Source organism: Vibrio navarrensis (assembly GCF_000764325.1).
In the GTDB taxonomy this organism is placed as follows: Bacteria; Pseudomonadota; Gammaproteobacteria; order Enterobacterales; family Vibrionaceae; genus Vibrio; species Vibrio navarrensis.
Map to the genome: position 1 here is coordinate 2,937,491 of NZ_JMCG01000001.1, position 20,970 is coordinate 2,958,460.

At 46.5% G+C, this 20,970-nt stretch carries 15 protein-coding genes, 3 tRNA genes and 3 pseudogenes; 14 read left to right on the forward strand and 7 right to left on the reverse strand.

Features of this window, described 5'->3' with window-relative positions; translation table 11 throughout:
• Nucleotides 1–96 precede the first annotated feature (96 nt).
• From EA26_RS12965 to EA26_RS12990, 6 genes and pseudogenes are all read left to right on the forward strand, one after another.
• The gene (locus tag EA26_RS12965) at nucleotides 97–1,965 is read left to right on the forward strand and encodes an MFS transporter (RefSeq protein WP_039428102.1); all 1,869 of its coding nucleotides are present in this window, start codon (nucleotides 97–99) and stop codon (nucleotides 1,963–1,965) included.
• 48 nt (nucleotides 1,966–2,013) lie between these two features.
• Nucleotides 2,014–2,663, forward strand: a pseudogene (locus EA26_RS12970) (esterase/lipase family protein).
• 170 nt (nucleotides 2,664–2,833) lie between these two features.
• Entirely contained in the window at nucleotides 2,834–3,415 is a 582-nt protein-coding gene (locus EA26_RS12975; RefSeq protein WP_039428104.1) for a porin family protein, read from the forward strand.
• Nucleotides 3,416–3,632: 217 nt separating this feature from the next.
• Nucleotides 3,633–3,723 (forward strand) — tRNA-Ser (locus EA26_RS12980).
• Nucleotides 3,724–3,756: 33 nt separating this feature from the next.
• A tRNA-Phe gene (locus EA26_RS12985) sits at nucleotides 3,757–3,832 on the forward strand.
• Nucleotides 3,833–3,968: 136 nt separating this feature from the next.
• Nucleotides 3,969–4,044: transfer RNA gene (locus EA26_RS12990), tRNA-Asn, on the forward strand.
• A gap of 207 nt (nucleotides 4,045–4,251) precedes the next feature.
• On the opposite strand, the gene EA26_RS12995 is transcribed toward EA26_RS12990, so the two are convergent.
• Together EA26_RS12995 and EA26_RS13000 are read right to left on the reverse strand one after the other, a co-directional pair.
• Complete coding sequence (locus EA26_RS12995; RefSeq protein WP_039429126.1) at nucleotides 4,252–5,124, reverse strand: mechanosensitive ion channel family protein; 873 nt, start codon at nucleotides 5,122–5,124, stop codon at nucleotides 4,252–4,254.
• A 118-nt stretch (nucleotides 5,125–5,242) separates the two neighbouring features.
• Nucleotides 5,243–5,695: a copper resistance protein NlpE gene (locus EA26_RS13000; protein WP_052079753.1), complete on the reverse strand. Its 453-nt coding sequence runs from the start codon at nucleotides 5,693–5,695 to the stop codon at nucleotides 5,243–5,245.
• A gap of 242 nt (nucleotides 5,696–5,937) precedes the next feature.
• Here EA26_RS13000 and artP point away from each other — a divergent pair, with 242 nt between their 5' ends.
• The 6 genes from artP (at nucleotide 5,938) to EA26_RS13030 (ending at nucleotide 10,744) form a co-directional block, all read left to right on the forward strand.
• Nucleotides 5,938–6,666: an arginine ABC transporter ATP-binding protein ArtP gene (gene artP / locus EA26_RS13005; protein WP_039428106.1), complete on the forward strand. Its 729-nt coding sequence runs from the start codon at nucleotides 5,938–5,940 to the stop codon at nucleotides 6,664–6,666.
• A 59-nt stretch (nucleotides 6,667–6,725) separates the two neighbouring features.
• Complete coding sequence (locus EA26_RS13010) at nucleotides 6,726–7,457, forward strand: arginine ABC transporter substrate-binding protein (RefSeq protein WP_039428109.1); 732 nt, start codon at nucleotides 6,726–6,728, stop codon at nucleotides 7,455–7,457.
• A 1-nt stretch (nucleotide 7,458) separates the two neighbouring features.
• A complete protein-coding gene (gene artQ, locus EA26_RS13015) occupies nucleotides 7,459–8,148 on the forward strand; it encodes an arginine ABC transporter permease ArtQ (protein ID WP_039428111.1) in 690 nt (229 codons plus the stop codon).
• Nucleotides 8,145–8,813: an arginine ABC transporter permease ArtM gene (gene artM, locus EA26_RS13020; protein WP_039428113.1), complete on the forward strand. Its 669-nt coding sequence runs from the start codon at nucleotides 8,145–8,147 to the stop codon at nucleotides 8,811–8,813. Before artQ ends, artM begins: the two co-directional genes overlap by 4 nt.
• A gap of 199 nt (nucleotides 8,814–9,012) precedes the next feature.
• Nucleotides 9,013–9,426 (forward strand): GFA family protein, encoded by a 414-nt coding sequence (locus EA26_RS13025; protein ID WP_039428115.1) that lies wholly within the window; start codon nucleotides 9,013–9,015, stop codon nucleotides 9,424–9,426.
• A gap of 289 nt (nucleotides 9,427–9,715) precedes the next feature.
• Nucleotides 9,716–10,744 carry an IS630 family transposase gene (locus EA26_RS13030; RefSeq protein ID WP_081947138.1) on the forward strand — a complete coding sequence of 343 codons (1,029 nt, stop codon included), beginning with the start codon at nucleotides 9,716–9,718 and terminating at the stop codon, nucleotides 10,742–10,744.
• Between the two features lie 213 nt (nucleotides 10,745–10,957).
• On the opposite strand, the gene EA26_RS13035 is transcribed toward EA26_RS13030, so the two are convergent.
• On the reverse strand, nucleotides 10,958–13,246 hold the full coding sequence (locus tag EA26_RS13035) for a starch-binding protein (protein ID WP_039428119.1): 2,289 nt from the start codon (nucleotides 13,244–13,246) through the stop codon (nucleotides 10,958–10,960).
• Between the two features lie 474 nt (nucleotides 13,247–13,720).
• Here EA26_RS13035 and EA26_RS13040 point away from each other — a divergent pair.
• Nucleotides 13,721–14,752 (forward strand): annotated as a pseudogene (locus EA26_RS13040) (IS630 family transposase).
• Nucleotides 14,753–15,241: 489 nt separating this feature from the next.
• On the opposite strand, the gene EA26_RS13045 reads toward EA26_RS13040, so the two are convergent.
• The 3 genes from EA26_RS13045 to EA26_RS13055 all read right to left on the reverse strand — a co-directional run bounded on the left by EA26_RS13045 (nucleotide 15,242) and on the right by EA26_RS13055 (nucleotide 17,947).
• The gene (locus tag EA26_RS13045) at nucleotides 15,242–16,081 is read right to left on the reverse strand and encodes a mechanosensitive ion channel family protein (RefSeq protein WP_039428120.1); all 840 of its coding nucleotides are present in this window, start codon (nucleotides 16,079–16,081) and stop codon (nucleotides 15,242–15,244) included.
• A gap of 81 nt (nucleotides 16,082–16,162) precedes the next feature.
• The gene (locus tag EA26_RS13050; RefSeq protein WP_039428122.1) at nucleotides 16,163–17,131 is read right to left on the reverse strand and encodes a calcium/sodium antiporter; all 969 of its coding nucleotides are present in this window, start codon (nucleotides 17,129–17,131) and stop codon (nucleotides 16,163–16,165) included.
• Between the two features lie 12 nt (nucleotides 17,132–17,143).
• Nucleotides 17,144–17,947: an undecaprenyl-diphosphate phosphatase gene (locus EA26_RS13055; RefSeq protein ID WP_039428124.1), complete on the reverse strand. Its 804-nt coding sequence runs from the start codon at nucleotides 17,945–17,947 to the stop codon at nucleotides 17,144–17,146.
• A 372-nt stretch (nucleotides 17,948–18,319) separates the two neighbouring features.
• On the opposite strand from EA26_RS13055, the pseudogene EA26_RS13060 reads away from it, so the two are divergent.
• Nucleotides 18,320–18,778, forward strand: a pseudogene (locus tag EA26_RS13060) (transporter substrate-binding domain-containing protein); the annotation flags it as partial.
• 124 nt (nucleotides 18,779–18,902) lie between these two features.
• On the opposite strand, the gene EA26_RS13065 reads toward EA26_RS13060, so the two are convergent.
• Nucleotides 18,903–20,945, reverse strand: a complete 2,043-nt coding sequence (locus EA26_RS13065; protein WP_039428126.1) for a PhoX family protein — start codon at nucleotides 20,943–20,945, stop codon at nucleotides 18,903–18,905.
• Nucleotides 20,946–20,970: the final 25 nt, after the last annotated feature.

Sequence of the window (20,970 nt, forward strand, 5' to 3'; positions counted from 1 at the left end):
ACGTTACTTCTATCGCTATTCTCGCGCCTAAATGAGATTTGCGGCACTCTGCCAGCCATTGGAACCTGGTTAAGCCACGCACTCATGGAGGCTACAATGTTATTTTCTCGTCGATTTTTTCCTTACTTTTGCACCCAATGTTTGGGCGCTTTGAATGACAATGTCTATAAAAATATCTTGCTGCTGATGGTCACTTACAGCCAGCTCGATAGCTTGCCAATGCCTGTCGATCTATTTGTCAACTTGGCTGCGGGTCTGTTTATTCTGCCCTTTTTACTCTTTTCTGCGCATGCAGGGCAAATCGCCGATCACATGGACAAAGCACGCCTGATCCGCCGTTTGAAAATCGCCGAGTTTTTTATCATGGGCTGCGCGGCCGTGGCTATTTTGACGCAAAGCCCTATCGCCATGCTGGTGCTGCTGTTTCTCACGGGAACCCAGTCGGCGTACTTCGGCCCGGTCAAATACTCTCTGCTGCCGCAAGCGTTGCTGCCTCGTGAGCTGGTCAAAGGCAACGCTTGGGTCGAAATGGGCACTTTTATCTCGATTCTTGCAGGTACTCTAACCGCCGGATTACTCATCGCGCTCGACGATGGGCTACCGATTGCCGCAGGGCTCGTGCTCGTTTTGTCACTAATTGGGGTGTTCACCAGCCGTTTGATCCCTTCCTTACCTGCCAGCACTGGGGGCAAGGGAAGCTTCCAGCCAATTTCTGCCTTAATCACCACACTCAAACACAGCCAGCGTAATCGCGGCATCTGGATGGCAATCCTCGCCATCAGTTGGTTTTGGTTTCTGGGCGCAACTTATCTCACTCAGTTCCCTAACTTTGCGAAAATCCACTTGCACGCCGACAGTACTGTGGTCTCGCTGCTGCTGGCCCTCTTTTCTATCGGCATTGCCGCTGGCTCTTGGCTGTGTGAAAAGCTCTCTTTTGATCAAGTCGAACTCGGTATTTTGCCCTTTGGCATTGCTGGTTTAACACTGTTTGGCATTGACTTGCTGCTTGCTCTTCCGCACAGCCAACCGTTGAGTGATTCATACTGGCAAGCAGGAGCATTTATCGCTCAGTCAGCACACTGGCGAGTCATGTTTGATCTCTTCATGGTTGGCGTTAGTGGCGGCCTGTTCGTTGTGCCTCTGTATGCTTTTATCCAATCACGCGCCGAGCAAGGACAGTGTGCGCAAGCAATCGCCGCCAACAACATCATGAATTCGCTGTTTATGGTCGCGTCAGCCGCTTTGGCCATCCTCCTTTTAACGGTACTCGGGCTCTCTATCGTCCAGTTATTTGCTCTGCTCGCGGTCGTCAATCTTATCGTGGCGGTATACGTTTATCGCCAAGTGCCTGAGTTTACACAACGTTTTGTCAGCTACTTACTCAGCCACCTGATGTATCGCGTGACGATTCGTGGCCGAGAGTTGATCCCTCAGCAAGGAGCCGCCCTGCTGGTGGCGAACCACGTCAGTTACGTTGACGCGCTGATTCTGATGGGGGTATCACCAAGGCCAGTTCGTTTTGTGATGGCGAAAGAGATCAGCGAAATACCGCTGCTCAAACCTCTATTCCGACACGCTGGCGTTATCCCTATCTGTTCGCCGAAAAAATGTCGTGACACCTATCAAAACGCTTTTCAGCAAATAGACCAAGCGCTCAACAATGGCGAAGTGGTGTGTCTTTTCCCTGAAGGTCGTTTGACCACCGATGGGTTGCTGGGGGAGTTTCGCCCCGGAGTAGAAAAGATTTTGCAACATAACCCAGTCAAGGTGATTCCAGTGGGTTTAGTCGGGCTGTGGGGATCGTTTTTCAGTCATAAAAATGGACATGCTTGTGCTAAGCGACCAAGCCGCTTCTGGTCAAAAGTCAGCGTCAACATTGGCGAAGTCGTGTCTGGTGATGTCACTGACCGTCACCAATTATTTCAGCAAGTACAAAACTTGCTTGCTCAAGCAGAGTCACAGTAACAGAATAAATCGCATGCGATACTCATCGCTGCCACGAAAGGAGTCGAGATGAAAATCATCATCTTACATGGGTTGTATATGCATGGCTTGGTCATGCAGCCACTTAGCCACCGCTTGCGAAAGCTGGGCTATCAAACGAAAACCCTGACCTACAACTCAGTCAAGATTGATGAGGAAAAAGTCTATCAGACGATCGATGAGGCGCTCGACCCCTTCTCACCCAACGTGTTAGTGGGTCATAGCCTTGGCGGGCTGATGATTAAACAGTATCTTGCGTCGCGGCAACCTTCGACAGCCAGCATTTCCCATGTCGTGGCGATAGGCTCACCATTACAAGGGGCATCCATTGCCGAGCGCATTAAAGAGTTAGGTTTTGGCGCCATGCTTGGTAACGCGCCTAAACACGGTTTGGATCTGCACGATGACCGTTGGCGATGGCCGCAAAAACGGGCAGTATTGCTGGCACCCTGCCTTTAGGAGCAAGACCTTTACTGCTAATGGACAATCACACCCTTTCGGACGGCACCGTCACTGTCGAAGAGACCAAAATCGCTGGCATGACTGACCATTTAATGGCACGCAGTAGTCACACTGGCTTAATCTATAGTCGCTTCATTGCCAAACAGATTGACCACTTTATTCGCTATTCTCGTTTTAAACACAACAAGAGTTGGGTTAAAAACCACCATCTAAAATAGACATCATCAATAAATTCCATCCTGGCTATGGCAATTATTATGAGATTTGTATATCATCCTGCCCACTATAAAACAGTGTTCAAAACCAGAGCACAGAAAGTGTTGTGGGTTGCCAAAAAAATACAGCAAGCAACTCCTTAGACCAAAGACCAACTTAGTGGGAAATAACAATGAAAATGAAAGCGATCGCGCTCGCCATATTGAGCTTAGCCGCCGTGTCTGCAGCTCAAGCTGAGTCGAAAGTGTCAGGATTTTATGTTGGTGGTGGCGTGGGTTCTACCGATTTCGACAGCGATGAAAGTGTGGATGGCAAAGCCGATGGCAGCGCGCTAAAACTTATCGTTGGCTATCAGTTTAACCGTATCGTGGGTATCGAGGCACAGTACAATAAATACGGTGATATTAAGTTCACTAACCCCGTGAATACTTGGTCGCCTACGACATTGTCGATCAACGCCAACCTAGGATACAGCTTTGACAACGGCTTTCGCCCGTACGGTTTAATTGGTCTTTCGGCGCTTGACCTGAGCGAAACGGCACAAACACTCGAAGACGATAAGGGTACCGCAATCCATTTCGGCCTCGGTCTAGAATATGCGCCGCCAGCACTGGATGGCTTAGCGTTTCGCGTTGGATACGATACCGAGATCTTCGGTATCAGCACCACTTATGTGCAAAACAGTACTGTGGTCACCAAAGACGTGGCTTACAGCATCGGCGCAGTTTATGCGGGTGTCACTTACAAATTCTAATTGCCCAGCAGCAGAAAAAACGTCACCAACCGGAGTCACACTACTCCGGTTTTTTTTATCTTTGTTATTTGCACGCATACTTTGCGACGGAACGTCGCGTAAAAAGAGATCAAGCGCTCAAAATCACAGCGAACAAGCGCTTAAATGGCGATAAATCAAGCAATTGAATTTTTTTCGCTTTACAAGCGAATCGCTTCCCCCTATTATCGCGGCCTACGGAGAGATGGCTGAGTGGTTGAAAGCACCGGTCTTGAAAACCGGCGTACGTTAATAGCGTACCTAGGGTTCAAATCCCTATCTCTCCGCCACTTTTGCACTATTTAGCTTGTGCTAGATAGTTTGCCTCGATAGCTCAGTCGGTAGAGCAGAGGATTGAAAATCCTCGTGTCGGTGGTTCGATTCCGCCTCGAGGCACCATTTAAATTAGCTGGTGTTTTTTGTTGAAAACCCCGGTCAGTGCTCTGGGCGAGCCCGTTATTCCGCCTCGATGCACCATATATGACTGGTGTTTTATAAAAGCGTCAGTAAGTGCCAAGCACGATGAAAGAATACTTCCTCCTTAGCTCAGTCGGTAGAGCGACGGACTGTTAATCCGCAGGTCGCTGGTTCGAGCCCAGCAGGAGGAGCCAATTTTAAAAAGCCTTATCATAAGATAAGGCTTTTTTTCTTTATGTGCATCAGTAGTCGGGTAATTGCAAGTCAACGCCGACGTCAACAGCTCTCAATTGACAGCATCGTTCATCAATCAATTCTCTGTCTTCTCCATCGTCCTGCCATTTTCCCCAGCGACATTGCCTTTGATCACACCTTTCAGTCTAGACCTCGGCTACGCAGCTTCAAGCGGACAGGGACAATTCAGCTGTTTTCTTTTCCTGAATTTTAAAGCGCTCTTCGTACGCATGCATAAAATCCTGGCGGATCAAGTGTTCCAAATGAGTCGCTTTATCGGTCGGACAGAAGATCATGTAGTGCACAACCTGTTCACCAGCGGCGGTGGTCGTAATGTGTATGTGCGGTTCCGAACCCGGCAAATCGACACCGGCATGCTTTTCAATCATGGCGTTGTAGCGGCGAGCCACGTCACTGAAATAGTGGCAGTGTTCTTCAATCTTTTCGGTTAAAAGAGGGATAAGCGGATACAAGTTAACGAACTCCGGCACCACAATGGAAAAATTGTGGTAGACGTAGCGCTTCATAAAATTAAGGTTTTTCACCGGGTAGGTAAAAAACATGCTGTTCGGCAATGTCGCGGTTTTTCCAGTAAAGTGATACTGGCCGTGGTGCAAATCGATCTCTTGAATCACGGTCGCCATCATATTGTGTTCGATCACCTCACCGCAGATCTTGCCCACTTCTATCCAATCTCCGACGCGAAACGAGCGCGAACTCGCTCTTTGAATGGAGCCCGTAAAACAGAGAATAATCTCTTTCGAGGCAACCACGATTGCCACCGCAATTGCGGTGACCGAAAGAGCGAACTGGTTGATCTCCGCTTGCCAAAGGGCAAATAGAATAAGCAGCGTCGCAGCGAAGGTGCCATTTTTAGTGCGCGACATCCAGTTACGCTGTTTCTGCGTGATCAACGCAGCATCACCGCGGATAATTGACAAAGTAAAACGGCGAATCGCGATGACGAATAACACAATCAACGCGGTAAAAATCAATTTGTGCTGCAGAAGAAAATTGACAACCAGCAGTACGTTCTCCACAAAATACCCCATAGAAAAAAGAGGGCTCAATCCCTCAGTTTGTGTAGGCGCACACTCTATAAAACTGGCCGACAGAGCTCAAACGGCGGCGGCAAAAACGTTAACTCACCAGAGTTATTTACTGTTTACTCAGACGGTAGAGGTCCGCCAATTGCCCGGTAATGCGCTGCCCTTGTCTATCGAGCATGAAGAGGACATTCTCCCCAACGAAGAACTGATTCGGCGCATCTTCACCAGAAAGAATCACCACACTGCCGCGCTCATCCCAATGGAAGCGATCTTGCGAAGTAAATTGCCCACTGACTTCGCCAAGATAATTGCGAATGAGCTGATAGGTGCCGTCTTGATTCAGTGTGAGAGAAACTTCAATACCCTCGCAATCAGCACAAGGCAGCGTACCTTGGTAAGTGCCGTTCCAATCGAGTGAGTTTCTCGCATTGTGCTCGCTGTCAGCAACACTCATCACTGGCTCACTTTTCGTTGCTTGGACGTCCGCACTAAGATTCTCGCTGGACTGGCAACCCAACAATAATGAGGCAATTCCTAAGGCAACAATTGCATTTATTTTCATTTTCACTCCTTATTTCGTTGCTTTCGTCTCATCTTAGCTCCTTTGCTGAGAAAAACAGCGTCGCTTCGCTATTATTGACTCAATATTGGCAAAACAGATGCTGGTTTAACCAGTAGGTCTGTCTGACAGATCGGCTTAAAACTATACAAAAAAGCAACAAAATAAATTTATATACATTTTTATTGCATAGATCAGCAAAAATGCTAGCATAAGCCACATAACAACTAACGCAGAAATGAGACATGACGATTCAGGTTAATGGCATCAATAAGTCTTACGGCACCACCCAAGTATTGCACGATATTCATTTTCGTTGTGACAAAGGCGAAACCTTAGTCTTACTCGGCCCAAGCGGTGCGGGTAAAAGTTCTCTTTTGCGCGTGTTGAACCTACTTGAAAATGCCGATAGCGGTCAGCTGAACATCGCCGGGCAAACTTTCGATTTCGCTCAGCCAATGAGTGAACATCTGGGTTTGCAACTAAGACGTAAAGTTGGCATGGTTTTCCAGCAATACCATCTTTGGCCGCACATGACCGTGCTAGAAAATTTAATCGAAGCCCCGGTCAAGGTCTTAGGCTTGAACAAAGCCGAAGCCAAAGAGCAAGCGACGCAGATCTTAACCACGTTGCAATTGGCTGAAAAAGCAGATGCTTGGCCGTTGGAACTCTCCGGTGGTCAGCAGCAGCGTGTCGCTATCGCCCGCGCTCTGATGATGAAACCCGAGGTACTGCTGTTTGACGAGCCAACGGCGGCGCTCGATCCTGAAATCACCAATCAAGTCGTGAAGATAATTAATCAGTTGAGTGAAACGGGTATTACCCAAGTGGTCGTGACACACGAAGTCGATTTTGCAAAAAAAATTGCCAGCCATGTGCTCTACCTTGAGAAAGGGAAGATCGTTGAGCATGGCACTAAACAAGCGTTTACCCAGCCACAAACTAGCCAGTTTGCGGACTATTTAAAGCACTAAACAAAACAAGAAGCGGGCTCCAGAAGGAGCATCTGCGCATAAAAAGACGGAGTATTACAATGAAAAAGATTTTACTGGCGTCCCTTATCGGACTCGTCTCTGCCAACGTAGCTGCGCAGCAGGAAATTAAATTCGCCATGGAAGCCACTTATGCGCCGTTCGAATACATGGATGAGAACAATCAAATCCAAGGTTTCGATGTCGATTTAGCCAACGCGCTGTGTAAACAGATGCAAGCGAAATGCAGCTTCCACAATCAAGCGTTTGATAGCCTTATTCCTGCCCTGAAGTTCAAACGCTACGACGCCGCGATTTCCGCTATGGACATCACCGAAGCCCGTCTTGAGCAAGTGAGCTTTACAGATGCTTATTACGATAACTCCGCAGCATTTGTTTCCATTGCAGGTAAAGTGGCCGATCAAGGCGCTCTGAAAGGCAAACGCGTTGGGGTGCAAAACGGTTCAACTCACCAAAGCTACTTACTTGAGCAAATGGCAGGCGTGACCGCCGTACCTTACGCTAGCTATCAAGACGCCTTTATCGACATGAAAAATGGCCGTATTGATTCGGTGTTCGGTGACACTGCGGTTGTCGCGGAATGGTTCAAGAAAGAGAACAATCTCGCTTACGTCGGCGAATACGTTACCAACACACAATACTTCGGAAACGGCTTTGGTATTGCGGTCAATAAAGACAACCAGAAACTGGTCGCTGATCTGAATGCAGCACTTAAAGCAGTGAAAGCAAACGGCGAGTATCAAACCATTTTTAACCAGTACTTCGGAAACTAATATGGGGCTGACGGGCTACTCACTTTCACTGGTTCAAGCAAGCTGGATGACCGTTCAGCTTGCAGTGGTCAGCCTGTTGGTTGGTCTGGTTCTGGCGGTCATTTTCGCCAGTGGCGAGATGGCTCGGCTTGCCGTCGTCAAGTGGCCAACAACGCTGTTGGTCACCTTGCTACGCGGCCTGCCTGAACTTCTCGTCGTCCTGTTCATCTATTTCGGCTCAACGCAGGTGCTGTTTTTGCTCACGGGGGATTTCATCGAAGTCAGCCCGTTTCTCTCTGGTGTGGTGGCGTTATCACTGATTTTCGCCTCTTATGCCTCGCAAACCCTACGCGGCGCACTCAAAGCGGTTGGCAGAGGACAACGTGAAGCGGCCAGTGCGCTGGGCATAGCCAAAAGTCATGCGTTTTTTCGCATCGTCCTGCCACAGGCCATTCGTCACGCGTTGCCTGGATTAACTAACCAGTGGTTGGTGCTGCTAAAAGATACCGCTTTGGTTTCCTTGATCGGCGTGACGGACCTGCTCAAACAGGCGCAGTTAACCTCAGCAGCAACTCATGAAGCCTTTACTTGGTATGCCACAGCGGCGGCGATTTATCTGCTGATCACACTCATCACCCAACGCTTGGTGAAAGTGATCGATAAGAAATTCTCGATTCAAGGAATGAGTATCAGCGAAGGAGGCAAAGCATGAAAGAGCAACATGTTTGGCAATTACTGCAAGGCTTAGCCACCAGCTTAGAACTGACTGTCGCTTCACTGCTTGTGGGCTGTATCCTGTCGCTTTTAATGACCACAACATTGATTTTACGAGTGCCAGTGTTGCATTGGCTAAGCCGCGGCTTGATTACCCTGTTTACTGGCACGCCGCTGCTGGTACAGATTTTCTTAATCTATTACGGCCCAGGGCAGTTTGATTGGATTCGCGACAGTTTTCTATGGCACTGGTTTAGCCAACCTTGGTTTTGCGCCATGCTGGCACTGGCTCTCAATACAGCAGCTTACAGTACTCTGTTGTTTAAAGGCGCATTTAACGCTATCCCTTCCGGACAATGGCAAGCTTGCCGTGCATTAGGCATGGATAAAATCAGAACCTTACAAGTATTACTGCCTTATGCGCTAAGACGTGCTGTACCGGCTTACTCGAATGAAGTGATTTTGGTGTTCAAAGGGACGTCGCTGGCCAGCACCATTACCATTATGGATTTGATGGGTTATGCACAACGCATCAATGCACAAACCTACGATACCTTGACCGTGTTCGGTGTCGCTGGGGCGTTTTATCTCACCATCAATGCGATCTTGACCTTGCTTTTCCGTCAGATTGAGAAAAAAGCCCTCGCATTTGAAGCGCACTAAGTGGCCGGCTCTCAATGCTTATCCGATTGTGATCCCTCAACGGCAGAAAGCCACATCGCTCTCTGCCCTTTCTATTCCACCTAATTTCCCACCCAGATCACTCTTTGCAATGAAATCACACTAAAGCCACGATTCTAGTGGCAGAGCAATGCTCTTTTTCCCTACAGTATCCAACATCAACTCACCAAAGGAACTGTTTATGGAATTTCCAATTAGCGCCAGCTGTCAATGTGGACAAGTCGAGTATCAACTGCACAAGGCTCCCTTTAAAGTGCTTGCTTGTCACTGCACTGAATGTCAAAAACTCGCTACCAGCCCCTTTAGTGTTACCGCGCTGGTTCATGTGCAAGACATTGAATTTAAAGGTGAGATGCATGATTGGCAACGCTCCTCCGAAAGTGGCAATATCAATGCTGCTAAATTTTGTCCCGGCTGTGGCAACAGAATATATCACTTCAACCCCGCGGCACCAGAGGTCATTAAACTGAAACTCAAGCCCGTTGCGCCTGATGTGCAGTCCCTGTTTCAACCGACTACCCATGTTTGGGTCAAGGAGAAACAGAGCTGGTATGAGATTCCACAAGGTGTTGAGGTATTTGAAAAGCAATCCTAGCTTCCGCTGCAACGCAGAATGGGCTGTTACAGCCCATTCTGCGTAGGCGCATCCCCCAGAGCGCAAGAGATCTTAGATGCTTTCAACCGCGGTCTCGCTAAAGTACTGGCAGAGGGAAAACTACAACAATTTGAGCAAGAATCAATCAAGGGCAACTACCAGTAATACTAATACTTCGATGTTCCTCTAATAAAAATATTTAGGGGAACATCAGTATTAACTGTAATCATATACCCGTGATCATTGAAGATGCTTGATTTCTGATGAAATCAGGATCATGCTACGCACCATGAAAATAATACTGACTCCTCAACAGAAACAACAACTCGAAGTGATGCACGATTCAACTCGTGATGGTCGAGTGCGTGACCGCATCAAAGCGGTTTTACTTGCGTCTGAAGGCTGGAGTCAAACGATGATTTCTCAAGCTCTTCGTATTCATGAATCGACCGTTGCTCGTCATCTCAGTGATTACGCTCTCTCTGAAAAACTTAAGCCTGAAAATGGTGGTAGCCAGAGCCGACTTTCTGCTGAGCAAACCATGCAGCTTATCAAACATTTATCTGAGAAGACGTACTTTCATACCCATCAAATAGTCGCTTATGTGAAAGCCGAGTTTGGTATTCGCTATACCGTTGCAGGCATGAACAAATGGCTACATCATCACGGCTTTTCATATAAGAAGCCGAAAGGTGTACCGCACAAGTTTGACCCAGAGATGCAGCAAGCCTTTATCGAATACTACAACGAGACGCTAAGAAACAGCGAAGACCCTGTGTTATTTATGGATGCCGTTCATCCTACGCAGTCAACAAAACTCAGTTATGGCTGGATACGAAAAGGCCAAGACAAAGTGATTGAGACAACAGGCAGTCGAAGTCGTCTTAATATTATCGGTGCGTTACCACTTCAAAATATTGGCGCAACCGTGACAGAAACGTATGACACGATAAACAGCGAGAGCATTGTTCGCTTCTTCTGGAAGCTCAAAAAGGAGCATTATCCGTTGGAGCAAAAAGTTCACCTAGTGCTTGATGGTGCCGCCTATCATCAGTCAGAGTTGGTGAAAAATGCGGCAAAAGTGCTCAATATCGAGCTTCATTACTTACCGCCTTACAGTCCAAATTTAAATCCAATAGAGCGGCTTTGGAAAGTGATGAATGAGCATGTGAGGAACAATATTTACTTCTCCTCCAAGCCAGAATTTACTTCAGCCATCAAAGAGTTTTTCGATATAACGTTACCAGAAGTTGCAGGTACACTCGTATCCAGAATTACGGATAATTTTCAGATATTGAAACCTGTATCTTCAAGTTGAACGGGTATAAGTGCTGCAATGGCGTTACCGAGCTGATGATATTCTTGGTTATTCATACATAAATTGAGTTAGAGTTATTGACCGAAATTGCGCATTGCTTGTTATTGAACCTCATGAATGTAGCAGCCCCGCAAATAAATTCAATGCTTATCCGAAGGATTGGTTGTAAGAGGTGAAAATCGGTACAGTCTTCAGACTGTACCGATAAGGTTATTAGTGTTGTGTCACACTGATGGCTTTTGTACTGCTATTGAAATGAATCTGATAGGTGGCGTAGTCGCCGACTTGATAATCCGTACTTGGGTAGGATTCTGTCCACGAACCATCATCAATTTTAAACCTTGCGGGTGACTCTTCACCATTGAAGGTTTGGGTTGTTGTGTAAAGGCCGGTTTGCTCATTGTAATCCAATGCGGTTAATCCCCATCCGTTTGCTGTTCCTCGGAAGTACCAAGTTTCATTTCCACCATTTGTGTTGCTGGTGCACTGGGAGAGATCTTTCCATTCACCATTGGCATAACAAAGGTTTGGTGCTGAAACATTCATATCGAGTGTTTGGCGGCTGCCTTGATCACTGAAAATGACTTTCAAGCTAGTGAGGTTAGTACCAAAGTCATAGCAATATTGACCATTTTGTTGAGTCATTGCTTGCCCTGGCCAAGTTGCGTTAGCAATAGGCGTTGCTGCATCCACATTCCAGAAGTAGAGGTAAGGTTGAGAGAAACCTTGCTGATTGTCATAACAGATTTGGGTGGCATTATCGTTATCATTATCCTCTTCTGTGATTAGGGTAAACCCACAGTCGGCTAAAGATTTCCAGCTACCATCGCTATAACACGTTCCAGTAGTGGTGGTGAGATCGTTACTCTTATTGGCACCTTGATTTGAAAAAATCACATTCACACTTGAAAGCTCAGTTTCAACATCATGGCAATAGAAATCACCATTTGCCGTCATGGTAACGCCAGGCCAAGTGGCGTTTGTGAGTGAGCCTGCTGGTTGTGCTCCCCAGTAGTAGAGTGTTGGTGAAGTGTGATTAGCGGCATTGTCGTAGCAGAGGTTGGTTGCTGTGACGGGAGTTGCTGGTTTTTTATCACAATCGGTGCAGGTTTGTCCTACTTTTGCTCCGACATGAATGGCCGCCGCATTATGAGAAGCCACGGTGAAATGAGCATAACCTGAACTGTCTACACTGATGGTGGTGCCACTGCATGTTCCCGTTTGTGAGTTAAAGTCACCACTGATGATGTCGCAATATTCACCCGCTGGCATTCCGGTAGCAAAACCTTGGTTGATGCCTTTGTTGTCGTCTCGGTTAATGACAACAAAACCTAGCCCACCACGGCCAAAGGCCACTTGGTTATAGCCATCATCCCACCAGTTGGTCACGCGCCATTCTGCTGCAGTGTGATTACGAAAAGCCACCATATTGGCTACGCCGCGCCAGCGATGTTCACAAACCCAGTCTCCTCCATCAAAACCACAGGCGTTACCCGTATGTATGCCAGTTGCGGGGGGGCCTGCATCAAAATCATTGAAGTAGTAGCCTGACATGACTTTGGGATACCCATAAGGATAGGCCAAAGTAAAAACGTTACCGAGGAAGTAGAGGTTACCAAAGCCTTGATGGCTGAGTACTTGCCCTGGGTTATGGCGCTCTTCATCATGGTTGGTTACAAAAGTCACGGCATCGCTGCTGCTTAGCCAACCATTCCAAGAACCAATACCTTGTAAGTCTTTAATTCCCCCGTGCTTAAACTTAGGTCCTAGGGTGCGAGCAAAGAAGAACTCAGTAACATCACCAATATAAGTGTATTCCCCCGGTTTTACTGGCTCATTTTCCGCTCCGATCACTTCTTGGAAAATATAAGGGGTGCCATGTAACTTACTCTTTATTGCCGCGATATCTTCGGCTGGCATATGTTTCGCCGCATCAATACGAAACCCAGCGACCCCCATACTGATTGCATCATTCATGTAGTCTGCAATTTTTTGGCGAACATACTCAGAACTGGTTTTGAGATCATTAAGTCCGACAAGATCACAGTTTTGTACTGACCAGCGATTAGAATAGTTGATGTCACTGGTGCAGCTATTAAAGTCATTAACTCCATATGGAACTTCTGGGAAGTTGCGATTCCATGCCGCCATATGGTTAATGACGGCATCCACATAAATGTCTACCCCTACGTTTTTACAACGTTGCACCATATCCGCAAATTGTGCACGGTTACCACTACGGCCTTCAAAAGCATAACTAACGGGTTGGTAGCGAGACCACCAAGCCGGGTTATCGACACTTTTCTGAGGAGGGGAGACTTGTACCGCAGCAAACCCTTTAGGTCCTAGGAACTCTTCACATTCTTGAGCAATATCTTGCCAACCCCATTCAAATAAATGGACGAAGGCGGTTTTGGGAACGTCTTGGGCATAACTTGGTGCCCCCCCGATTAAACTCCCGAATAACATGAGCCCGGCAGACAAACTCTTGTTGAATTTCATATTCTTTCCTTAAGTTTGAAATCTTAAAATGTAAGAAAAAATGTATTGTGTCTAAAAAGACAGCAGAACTTTAGGACAGATAAAAAGGAATACATCTTTAAAGAAAGGTGATTGTGAGAATGGTCATTATTTGTACGGTGTTTGTTTTGATAGATTTAAATACAGTCACTAAATGTACACATCAAGCATGAAATAAAAAATAAAAATTGGAATAGAGATTAAGTTATCATTTAACCATCTGATTTTTATTGAATTTGATGGCTTTTTATTGATGCATAATGTGATGCATTTGGCAAAATCGTGAAATTAGAGGAGATTGGTTAATTTATGATTTTTCCTCCTTTCCAAGAGAGGAATAATATTGTGTTAATGTTTTTGGTGTTGGTGAGAAGATAGAGATTCATTAATCTGTGATATACCCGTGATCATTGAAGATGCTTGATTTTCGATAGAATCAGGATCATGCTACGAACCATGAAAATTACACTGACTCCTCAACAGAAACTGCAACTCGAACAAATGCACGACATTGAACGTGATAGTCGAGTTTGCGACCGTATTAAGGCTGTTTTGCTGGCTTCTGAAGGCTGGAGTCAGACTATGATTTCACAAGCTCTTCGTATTCATGAATCGACCGTTGCTCGTCATCTCAGCGACTACGTTCTTTCTGAAAAACTTAAGCCTGAAAATGGCGGAAGCCAAAGCAAGCTTTCTGCTACTCAAACCATGCACCTAATCGAGCATTTGACTGAGAAAACCTATTCTCATACGCATCAAATTGTCACTTACGTTAAAGAGACATTTGGACTGGATTACACGGTTTCTGGTATGAATAAATGGCTTCACCACAATAGTTTTAGCTACAAGCAACCAAAAGGCGTACCACACAAGTTTGATGAAGCACAACAGCAAGCATTTATAGAGGCTTATGAAGCGTTAAAGGCAAGCTGTGGCAAGGATGAATCGATAGTCTTTATCGACGCAGTTCACCCAACACTATCAACAAAAATATCTCATGGCTGGATACGAACTGGTCAGGATAAAGTGATTGAAACAACGGGTAATCGTAGCCGATTGAACATTATTGGCGCACTGAACTTGTCGGATATTGGAGCAACCATTGTTCACAACTATGAGAGCATTAACAGTGAATCGATTGTTCGCTTTTTCTGTGAGTTAAGAAAGAGTTATACCTTAGCCCATAAGCTTCATATCATCTTGGATGGTGCGGGATATCACCGCAGTGACTTAGTCAAAGATGCGGCGTTTGTCCTGAATATTGAACTGCATTAACTTCCACCTTACAGTCCAAACCTCAACCCAATCGAGCGGCTATGGAAAGTAATGAATGAGAAGGCGAGGAACAACGTTTACTTCAAAAGAAAACGGGACTTCAAGGCGGCAATAGACCAATTTTTTGCAGTGCCTCTTCCAGAGATCGCAGGCTCTTTGACATCTCGAATTAATGATAATTTTCAGGTTCTCAAGCCAGCATCTTCAAGTTGATTCGGTATACCAACTCAATTTCCTCATATTATTTCTGACCGACTTAGCACTGTATATGACGATTGTAACGTTCAGCTCTCAATGTTGGCTATTGCTTCAATTTATGAATCCAAACACAACAAAGAACAACAGATAAATTTCTTAAAGGCAACTCTTAGTTCTGATACGGATCCATCGTTCATCAGAGATAAGTTCTATTAGGGCTACGCATAGTACAGTTGACAGTAATGCTCTTTGCCGTAGAAGGTATGGGGCAAAAATGTTTCAGCCAGATCAGGCTGAAACGAAGATGGACAAAAGTGAGGTTCGGGAACTAGAAAATTAGCATTTAATGAATTACCTAAAGTATGGAAAAGAACCTTAACTCTTCGCCCAAAACTTCTGGCGCAGATCAAAAAATGGTGGACAGAAATGGCGAGATCTAGAAACGAAATCTCCAATCAGAGGAAGTTACAAATAACATCGTAACTTCCTCGACTTATGCATTGGTTAATGTTTAGCCGAGCCTTCATCAACCCACTTCATGTTCAGATCTCTCTGTGGGAAAGGAATGGTTAAACCAGCGGCTTCAATTCTTGGTTTGACCTCCTTCTGAACAGACCAATAAGTCTCCCAGTATTTATCCGTTGGACACCAGGCGCGAAGTTGGAGGTTCACTGAACTGTCAGCCAGCATGTGGACAATCACTTTAGGCTCAGGATCTTTAAGAATGTGTGGCTGAGATAATGCCAGTTCTTTAAGCACATTCAATCCGACCTCGACTGAATCTTGGTAAGAGATGCCAACCGTGATATCCATACGACGTTTGCTGTTTCGACTAAAATTACGGATAGTTGAATTCCAAACGGCACTGTTCGGGCTGGAAATGTAGAGGCCATCCGCCGTCTTGAACACAGAAGTGAATAGGCCAATATCGACCACGCTACCAGAGTAGCTTCCGAATTCAACGAACTCGCCTTTTTTGATCGGTTTCAGAAATAAAATCATGATACCTGCGGCAATGTTGCTCAGTGTGTCTTTCAGAGCAAGGCCAATAGCTAAACCCGCAGCACCGACTAAGGCAACCAAGCTGGCGGTATTCACACCAAAGAGGTCTAAAACGATGACCAACGCGACTAAATAAACCGCATAAGAAGCCACTTGAGAAAGCAAGCGAGCGATAATTTCATCCCCACCGCTGACTTTCTCTGTCGCTTTAAATACTCCGCGATTGACGAGCTTAGATATCACAGAAGCCAAGATAAAAATAAAAATCGTCAAGAGCGCATTTTGCAAGATCTGCATAATAAGCGCCTGATGCGTATCGTAAAAACCCGTGATATGTTCCATGGTTACTCCTCTATCTCTTTTTGTACGGATTGATAATGGTTACTACGTGAATCAATAAGTTCACCGTTCAGTATTTGTCTATTACAGCGCTCCATAGATGAGATAACCATTGTACCCCAAATAACACAACAACAGAACAGCACCTTCACTGCGAGAAATCGTCTGTGATTTGCCAAAACGAGCGGCGGTCAACAGCAGTAATCCCGTGACAAAAAGCATCGATGTCCAGTCACGCCAGAAGACTTCAGCACCAATATTGGCAATAGGTTCAATGGTACCAGCAATACCGATGACGGCTAAGGAGTTAAACATATTTGAGCCGACCACATTACCCACAGCTATATCATGCTCGCCTTTACGAGCTGCCACGATGGATGCTGCTAATTCGGGTAAGGACGTTCCTAAGGCAACAATAGTTAGGCCAATCAATAAATCGCTGACACCGAGTTGTTGTGCGATTTCCACCGCTCCCCACACCAAAATACGCGAGCTGATAATCAGTAACACTAACCCTGTAATCAGCCAGAAAATGGATGACTTCAGTGACATACTTTGGCTAGACAGTTCGTCGTCCATCTCTTGTTCTAAGTGGTCTCCCTTTGAGCGTAATGCGCTCCAGATTGACCAACCAATCAAAAGCATGAATCCACCAATCAACGCCCAGGCTTCTAATGTGCTGATATGGTGATTCCACAGCATTGCGCCAATGACAAGCGTGACGACCAAAAGAATGGGAAGTTCTTTACGGATGATGCTTGAATGTACAGCAATCGGTGCAATGATCGCGGTTACACCGAGTATTAAGGTAATGTTGACAATGTTCGAACCGACAGCATTTCCAAGCGCCAGAGCAGGGTTGCCATCCATAGCCGCCATAGCCGAAACCACCATTTCAGGTGCAGATGTACCGAATCCGACGACCAACATACCAATCAATAAAGGTGGCATTCCTGCGTAGTTGGCACTAGCGGCTGCGCCTTCAACAAATTTATCTGCACTCCAGACAAGCAGTGCAAAGCCAGCGATAATCGCGAGTGAAGCTAATAGCATGTTTAATCCCTATTAAATAACGTAAAAGTATAGAATAACGGCCAAAATTAATCGGTAGATGACATAAGGCATCATCCCAAATTGATTCAGGAATTTGAGGAAGTAGTGGATCGCAAGTATTGCGGTGAGAAAAGAGGTAACGCTACCAATTAAAAGTGCCAGCCAATCTACGGTTACCGAACTATCCATCGCTACTTCAGCGATTTTGGCTGCTGCCGCGAGAGCAGTAATCGGTATTGCAAGCAAAAAGGACAGGCGAGAAGCTGCTTGTCGATTAAATCCTAGTATCAATGCTGCGGTGATGGTTACACCTGAACGAGAGGTGCCAGGGATTAAGGCTAATGCTTGCGCACACCCGACAATCAGTACATCTCTCCAACCGAGAGATTCTAACTCTCTAACTTTTCGACCAAAGATATCGGCTAAACCCAGCATCACGCCATAAGCAACGGTTGTAAACAGAATAACCATAACAGAGCGAAGCTGGTCATCGATTAAGTCAAGAAGAAATAACCCAGCTAATGCCGCAGGAAAGGTTCCCCACAAAATCGCCCAGGCTAAGCGACTGTTGGCGGAGGAATATTGACGCTGAGTGATCGATTTACCCCATTCAGTGATCAATAGAGCAATATCTCGTCGAAAGTAGACGAGCACGGCGAGCAGCGTACCGATATGAGTGGCGAGATCGAAGCTAACTCCCTGATCGACTACACCAAGGAAGGTCGGCATTAAGATCAAATGAGCAGAGCTAGAAATGGGGAGAAACTCGGTAATTCCTTGCACTATCCCTAAAAACAAAGCGTACCATGCATCCACAGCAGGTTTCCTTTTGTCATCTCGGGCAGGCAAAAAACAAAAGCTAAATCGCAATCCTACCCGTATCGCGATTTAGCTTAAGTCTTGCCAGAACATGTCGAACGTGAATACCACAAGCGTGAGGCTTGGAGACTGTTGATATTCACTCCACTACTGATCAGTAGTGGAAGGCTACTCCCTTAAACGAGCCGAATTGTAACGAATAAATACGGCCAATATCAAACATTGAATATATCAGTGATAAATCCGATAACTCAAAACACGTAGCCTAATTCGCAACCTATCTGCATTCAGTTATATGTTATCTAGAAAAACGCAAATAACAGGTAATAGCGACTTGTTAGGTTGAGCCTACAAGTGCCTTACATACCTTCCTACCTCAATTACAGTCAGCCCTATCTGGAAAACTCGCTTAAGTTTATCAAACGCAAAGGGGATAGCTTCGAGTATCAAGACATGTCCAGCCTGACCGGAAAGAACGTCGGCATCGTGCGCAACTATGGCTACGGCGACGAATTTCTCAATGCGACCAATTTCAATAAGCCCGAAGCCAACGATCTGCTGACTAACGCAAAAAAACTGTTGGGCAACCGTATTGACCTTACTTTAGAAGATGAGTTGGTGGCCAAATCCATCTTGTCAGGCGCGGGAATGAATTTGGCTGATTTTGAGTTCACCCAAAATGCGCTTTCAATTAACCCTCTCCACGTCACCTCTGGGGTCGCGAACGCGCGAAATGGTGAGATTATTGCTGCGTTTAACAAAGGTCTGGCTGAAATCAAAGCAAACGGTACGTTCGACAACATATTACGCAAATATGGCATTAAGTAGCGGCGCTCTCAGATGAAAAGGATTTGATGAGAAGAGACTATCGAGAAAGAAAATTGATAGGAACGAAATGGCCCCTCAAAATCGGGGCCATTTTTTTGACTGTGGCTTGACTGAAAAAATGCGATTAGAGCGCAATTTCTCCACCATCTTCACGGCGAATCACCACCGTCGCAGCGCGAGGTCTTACCGTAACGCCAGCAGGTGTGGCTTCTGCTGCATCATCGGAATATGGCCAGTTGCCCGGATGTTGAATGTTCACGAACACCGATTTGTAATCTGGACTAATGGCAAACCCCGTCACTTCACAACCATTTGGTCCAACAAAAAAGCGCTTCAACTGCGTTTGGTTGTCGGCACCAACCGTCTCCTGCTTACCATTTTCGTCGACCATACGTGAAGGCACGACTGCCAACATTTGATCATTGGTGTAACCGGTGACTTCACTGGCGCCGTTATCCGTTTGGATCCACAAGATGCCGCGGCCATCAAAGGCCAAGCCGTCTGGGCTGGCAAACTGGTTCAAATCCGTCAAACCTGAGCGGTTGGTATCGGCATTGCCGTTGGCAGGAGAACCAAAGACAAAAATATCCCAGCTAAACTCCGTCGCACTTGCGCCTTCTTCCCAACGAATCACGTGACCAAACTTATTGTTCAAACGTGGGTTAGCCGAGTTGGCTTCTGCCCGTCGGGTATTGTTGGTCAAAGTGAGATAAACGCTGCCTGTGTAGGGATCAACCGCACACCATTCAGGGCGATCCATAGGCGTCGCGCCAACCAAGTCTGCAGCACCTGCGGTATTGAGAATGATATCGGCCAGCGAAGCAAAACTGTCTGCTAGTGTGCCTCCGTCTGTTGTCACACTCTCCAGAGTAAGTGGTAGCCAAGTACCTGTTCCATCTTCGTTGAAGCGTGCGACATACAAGGTGCCTTCGTCCATGTATTTATCGCCAGTTGCTAAACGGTTAGCGGGTTCAGCATCTGCTGCATCCCACAGCGCTTTCGATTCAAACTTGTACAGATACTCGAAGCGTGAATCATGGCCGGAATAGAAGACTACTGGCTTACCCACTTGCAGCTTACCAAACGTACAACCTTCATGACGGAAACGGCCAAGCGCAGTACGTTTTACCGCTCTTGAGTTCGCGGTATATGGGTCAATCTCAACGATGTAACCGTGACCACTCGCTTCATTGCGGTAGTCATCCATCGCGCTTGCCCCAGTCGGTGCAACGCTAAAACGGGTAAATTCGTCTAAGCGCTCTTCTGCATGTCCTGCTAGCGTTTCCCACGCGTAACGCGTTGTGCCACTTTTTTCAATACCGATACGAGACTGCTCTGCGGTCAAAGTACCAGTATTAACAAAGTAACCCGGCCAGTTTTCTTCACAGGTGAGATACGTGCCCCACGGTGTATAGCCGTTACCGCAGTTGTTTAGCGTGCCGCGCGCTTGGCTGCCGTCTGGTGAAAAGCGCGTCACTAGATGTTCGGAGTAGGCCATCGGGCCGGAAATGTCCATGACCGTCGCCCCTGTATAGCGGCGGTTCAGCGGGTCATTGTCCACCATTTTCCACACATTATCTTCGAGCTTGATACGCACAACGGAAACGCCATGTGCATTAATCTCTTTGCGCACTTCATCGACGATGGTACGAACGCCGTTGACAAAAGTTTGGCCATTGGTGTGCAAGGCATCTTCATCAATGTATTCGTGGTTGATACACAGTAAGCCATCATTAGGATCGCCATTGAGTGGGAAGAAATGCATCCCATCATGGTGCATACCAAGCGAGTATTGCTGGTCGTCTGCACTGTTGCTGGCATCCGCTTTCCATGCCGCCGCTTTGCTGTTGAGCGGCGTTCCCCAAGGAACTAAAACTTGCGCTTTATACCCGGGTGGAACGCTCACCGCATCGGTTAACGATCCGGCAATTGAGTCAAAATTGAGCACCGCCGTTGCTTTTCCTGCTCCGGCGTTACTGCCAGCCGATGCGGCCGTTGAAGAGCTGTTACAGCCCGCCAAACCAAATGCGCCAAACGCCGTCATCGCACTGATACCAAGCCCTCCTTTGAGGATGTTACGTCGAGTAAGACTCGCTTCTAAAACCTCTTCAAAAGGCTTGTTTTGGCTATGGTTATAACGCGTCGCGTCAAATGTTTCCTTACTCATAAGTTTATTGTCCCAAGTGTTAATA

Bases quoted from the DNA above. Each gene is read 5' to 3' on its own strand.
- EA26_RS13010 (WP_039428109.1), top strand. From the start codon at position 6,726: ATGAAAAAGATTTTACTGGCGTCCCTTATCGGACTCGTCTCTGCCAAC.
- EA26_RS12965 (WP_039428102.1), top strand. From the start codon at position 97: ATGTTATTTTCTCGTCGATTTTTTCCTTACTTTTGCACCCAATGTTTG.
- artM (WP_039428113.1), top strand. From the start codon at position 8,145: ATGAAAGAGCAACATGTTTGGCAATTACTGCAAGGCTTAGCCACCAGC.
- EA26_RS13050 (WP_039428122.1), bottom strand. From the start codon at position 17,131: ATGCTATTAGCTTCACTCGCGATTATCGCTGGCTTTGCACTGCTTGTC.
- EA26_RS13065 (WP_039428126.1), bottom strand. From the start codon at position 20,945: ATGAGTAAGGAAACATTTGACGCGACGCGTTATAACCATAGCCAAAAC.
- artQ (WP_039428111.1), top strand. From the start codon at position 7,459: ATGGGGCTGACGGGCTACTCACTTTCACTGGTTCAAGCAAGCTGGATG.
- EA26_RS13045 (WP_039428120.1), bottom strand. From the start codon at position 16,081: ATGGAACATATCACGGGTTTTTACGATACGCATCAGGCGCTTATTATG.
- artP (WP_039428106.1), top strand. From the start codon at position 5,938: ATGACGATTCAGGTTAATGGCATCAATAAGTCTTACGGCACCACCCAA.
- EA26_RS13030 (WP_081947138.1), top strand. From the start codon at position 9,716: ATGAAAATAATACTGACTCCTCAACAGAAACAACAACTCGAAGTGATG.
- EA26_RS12975 (WP_039428104.1), top strand. From the start codon at position 2,834: ATGAAAATGAAAGCGATCGCGCTCGCCATATTGAGCTTAGCCGCCGTG.
- EA26_RS13025 (WP_039428115.1), top strand. From the start codon at position 9,013: ATGGAATTTCCAATTAGCGCCAGCTGTCAATGTGGACAAGTCGAGTAT.
- EA26_RS13035 (WP_039428119.1), bottom strand. From the start codon at position 13,246: ATGAAATTCAACAAGAGTTTGTCTGCCGGGCTCATGTTATTCGGGAGT.
- EA26_RS13000 (WP_052079753.1), bottom strand. From the start codon at position 5,695: ATGAAAATAAATGCAATTGTTGCCTTAGGAATTGCCTCATTATTGTTG.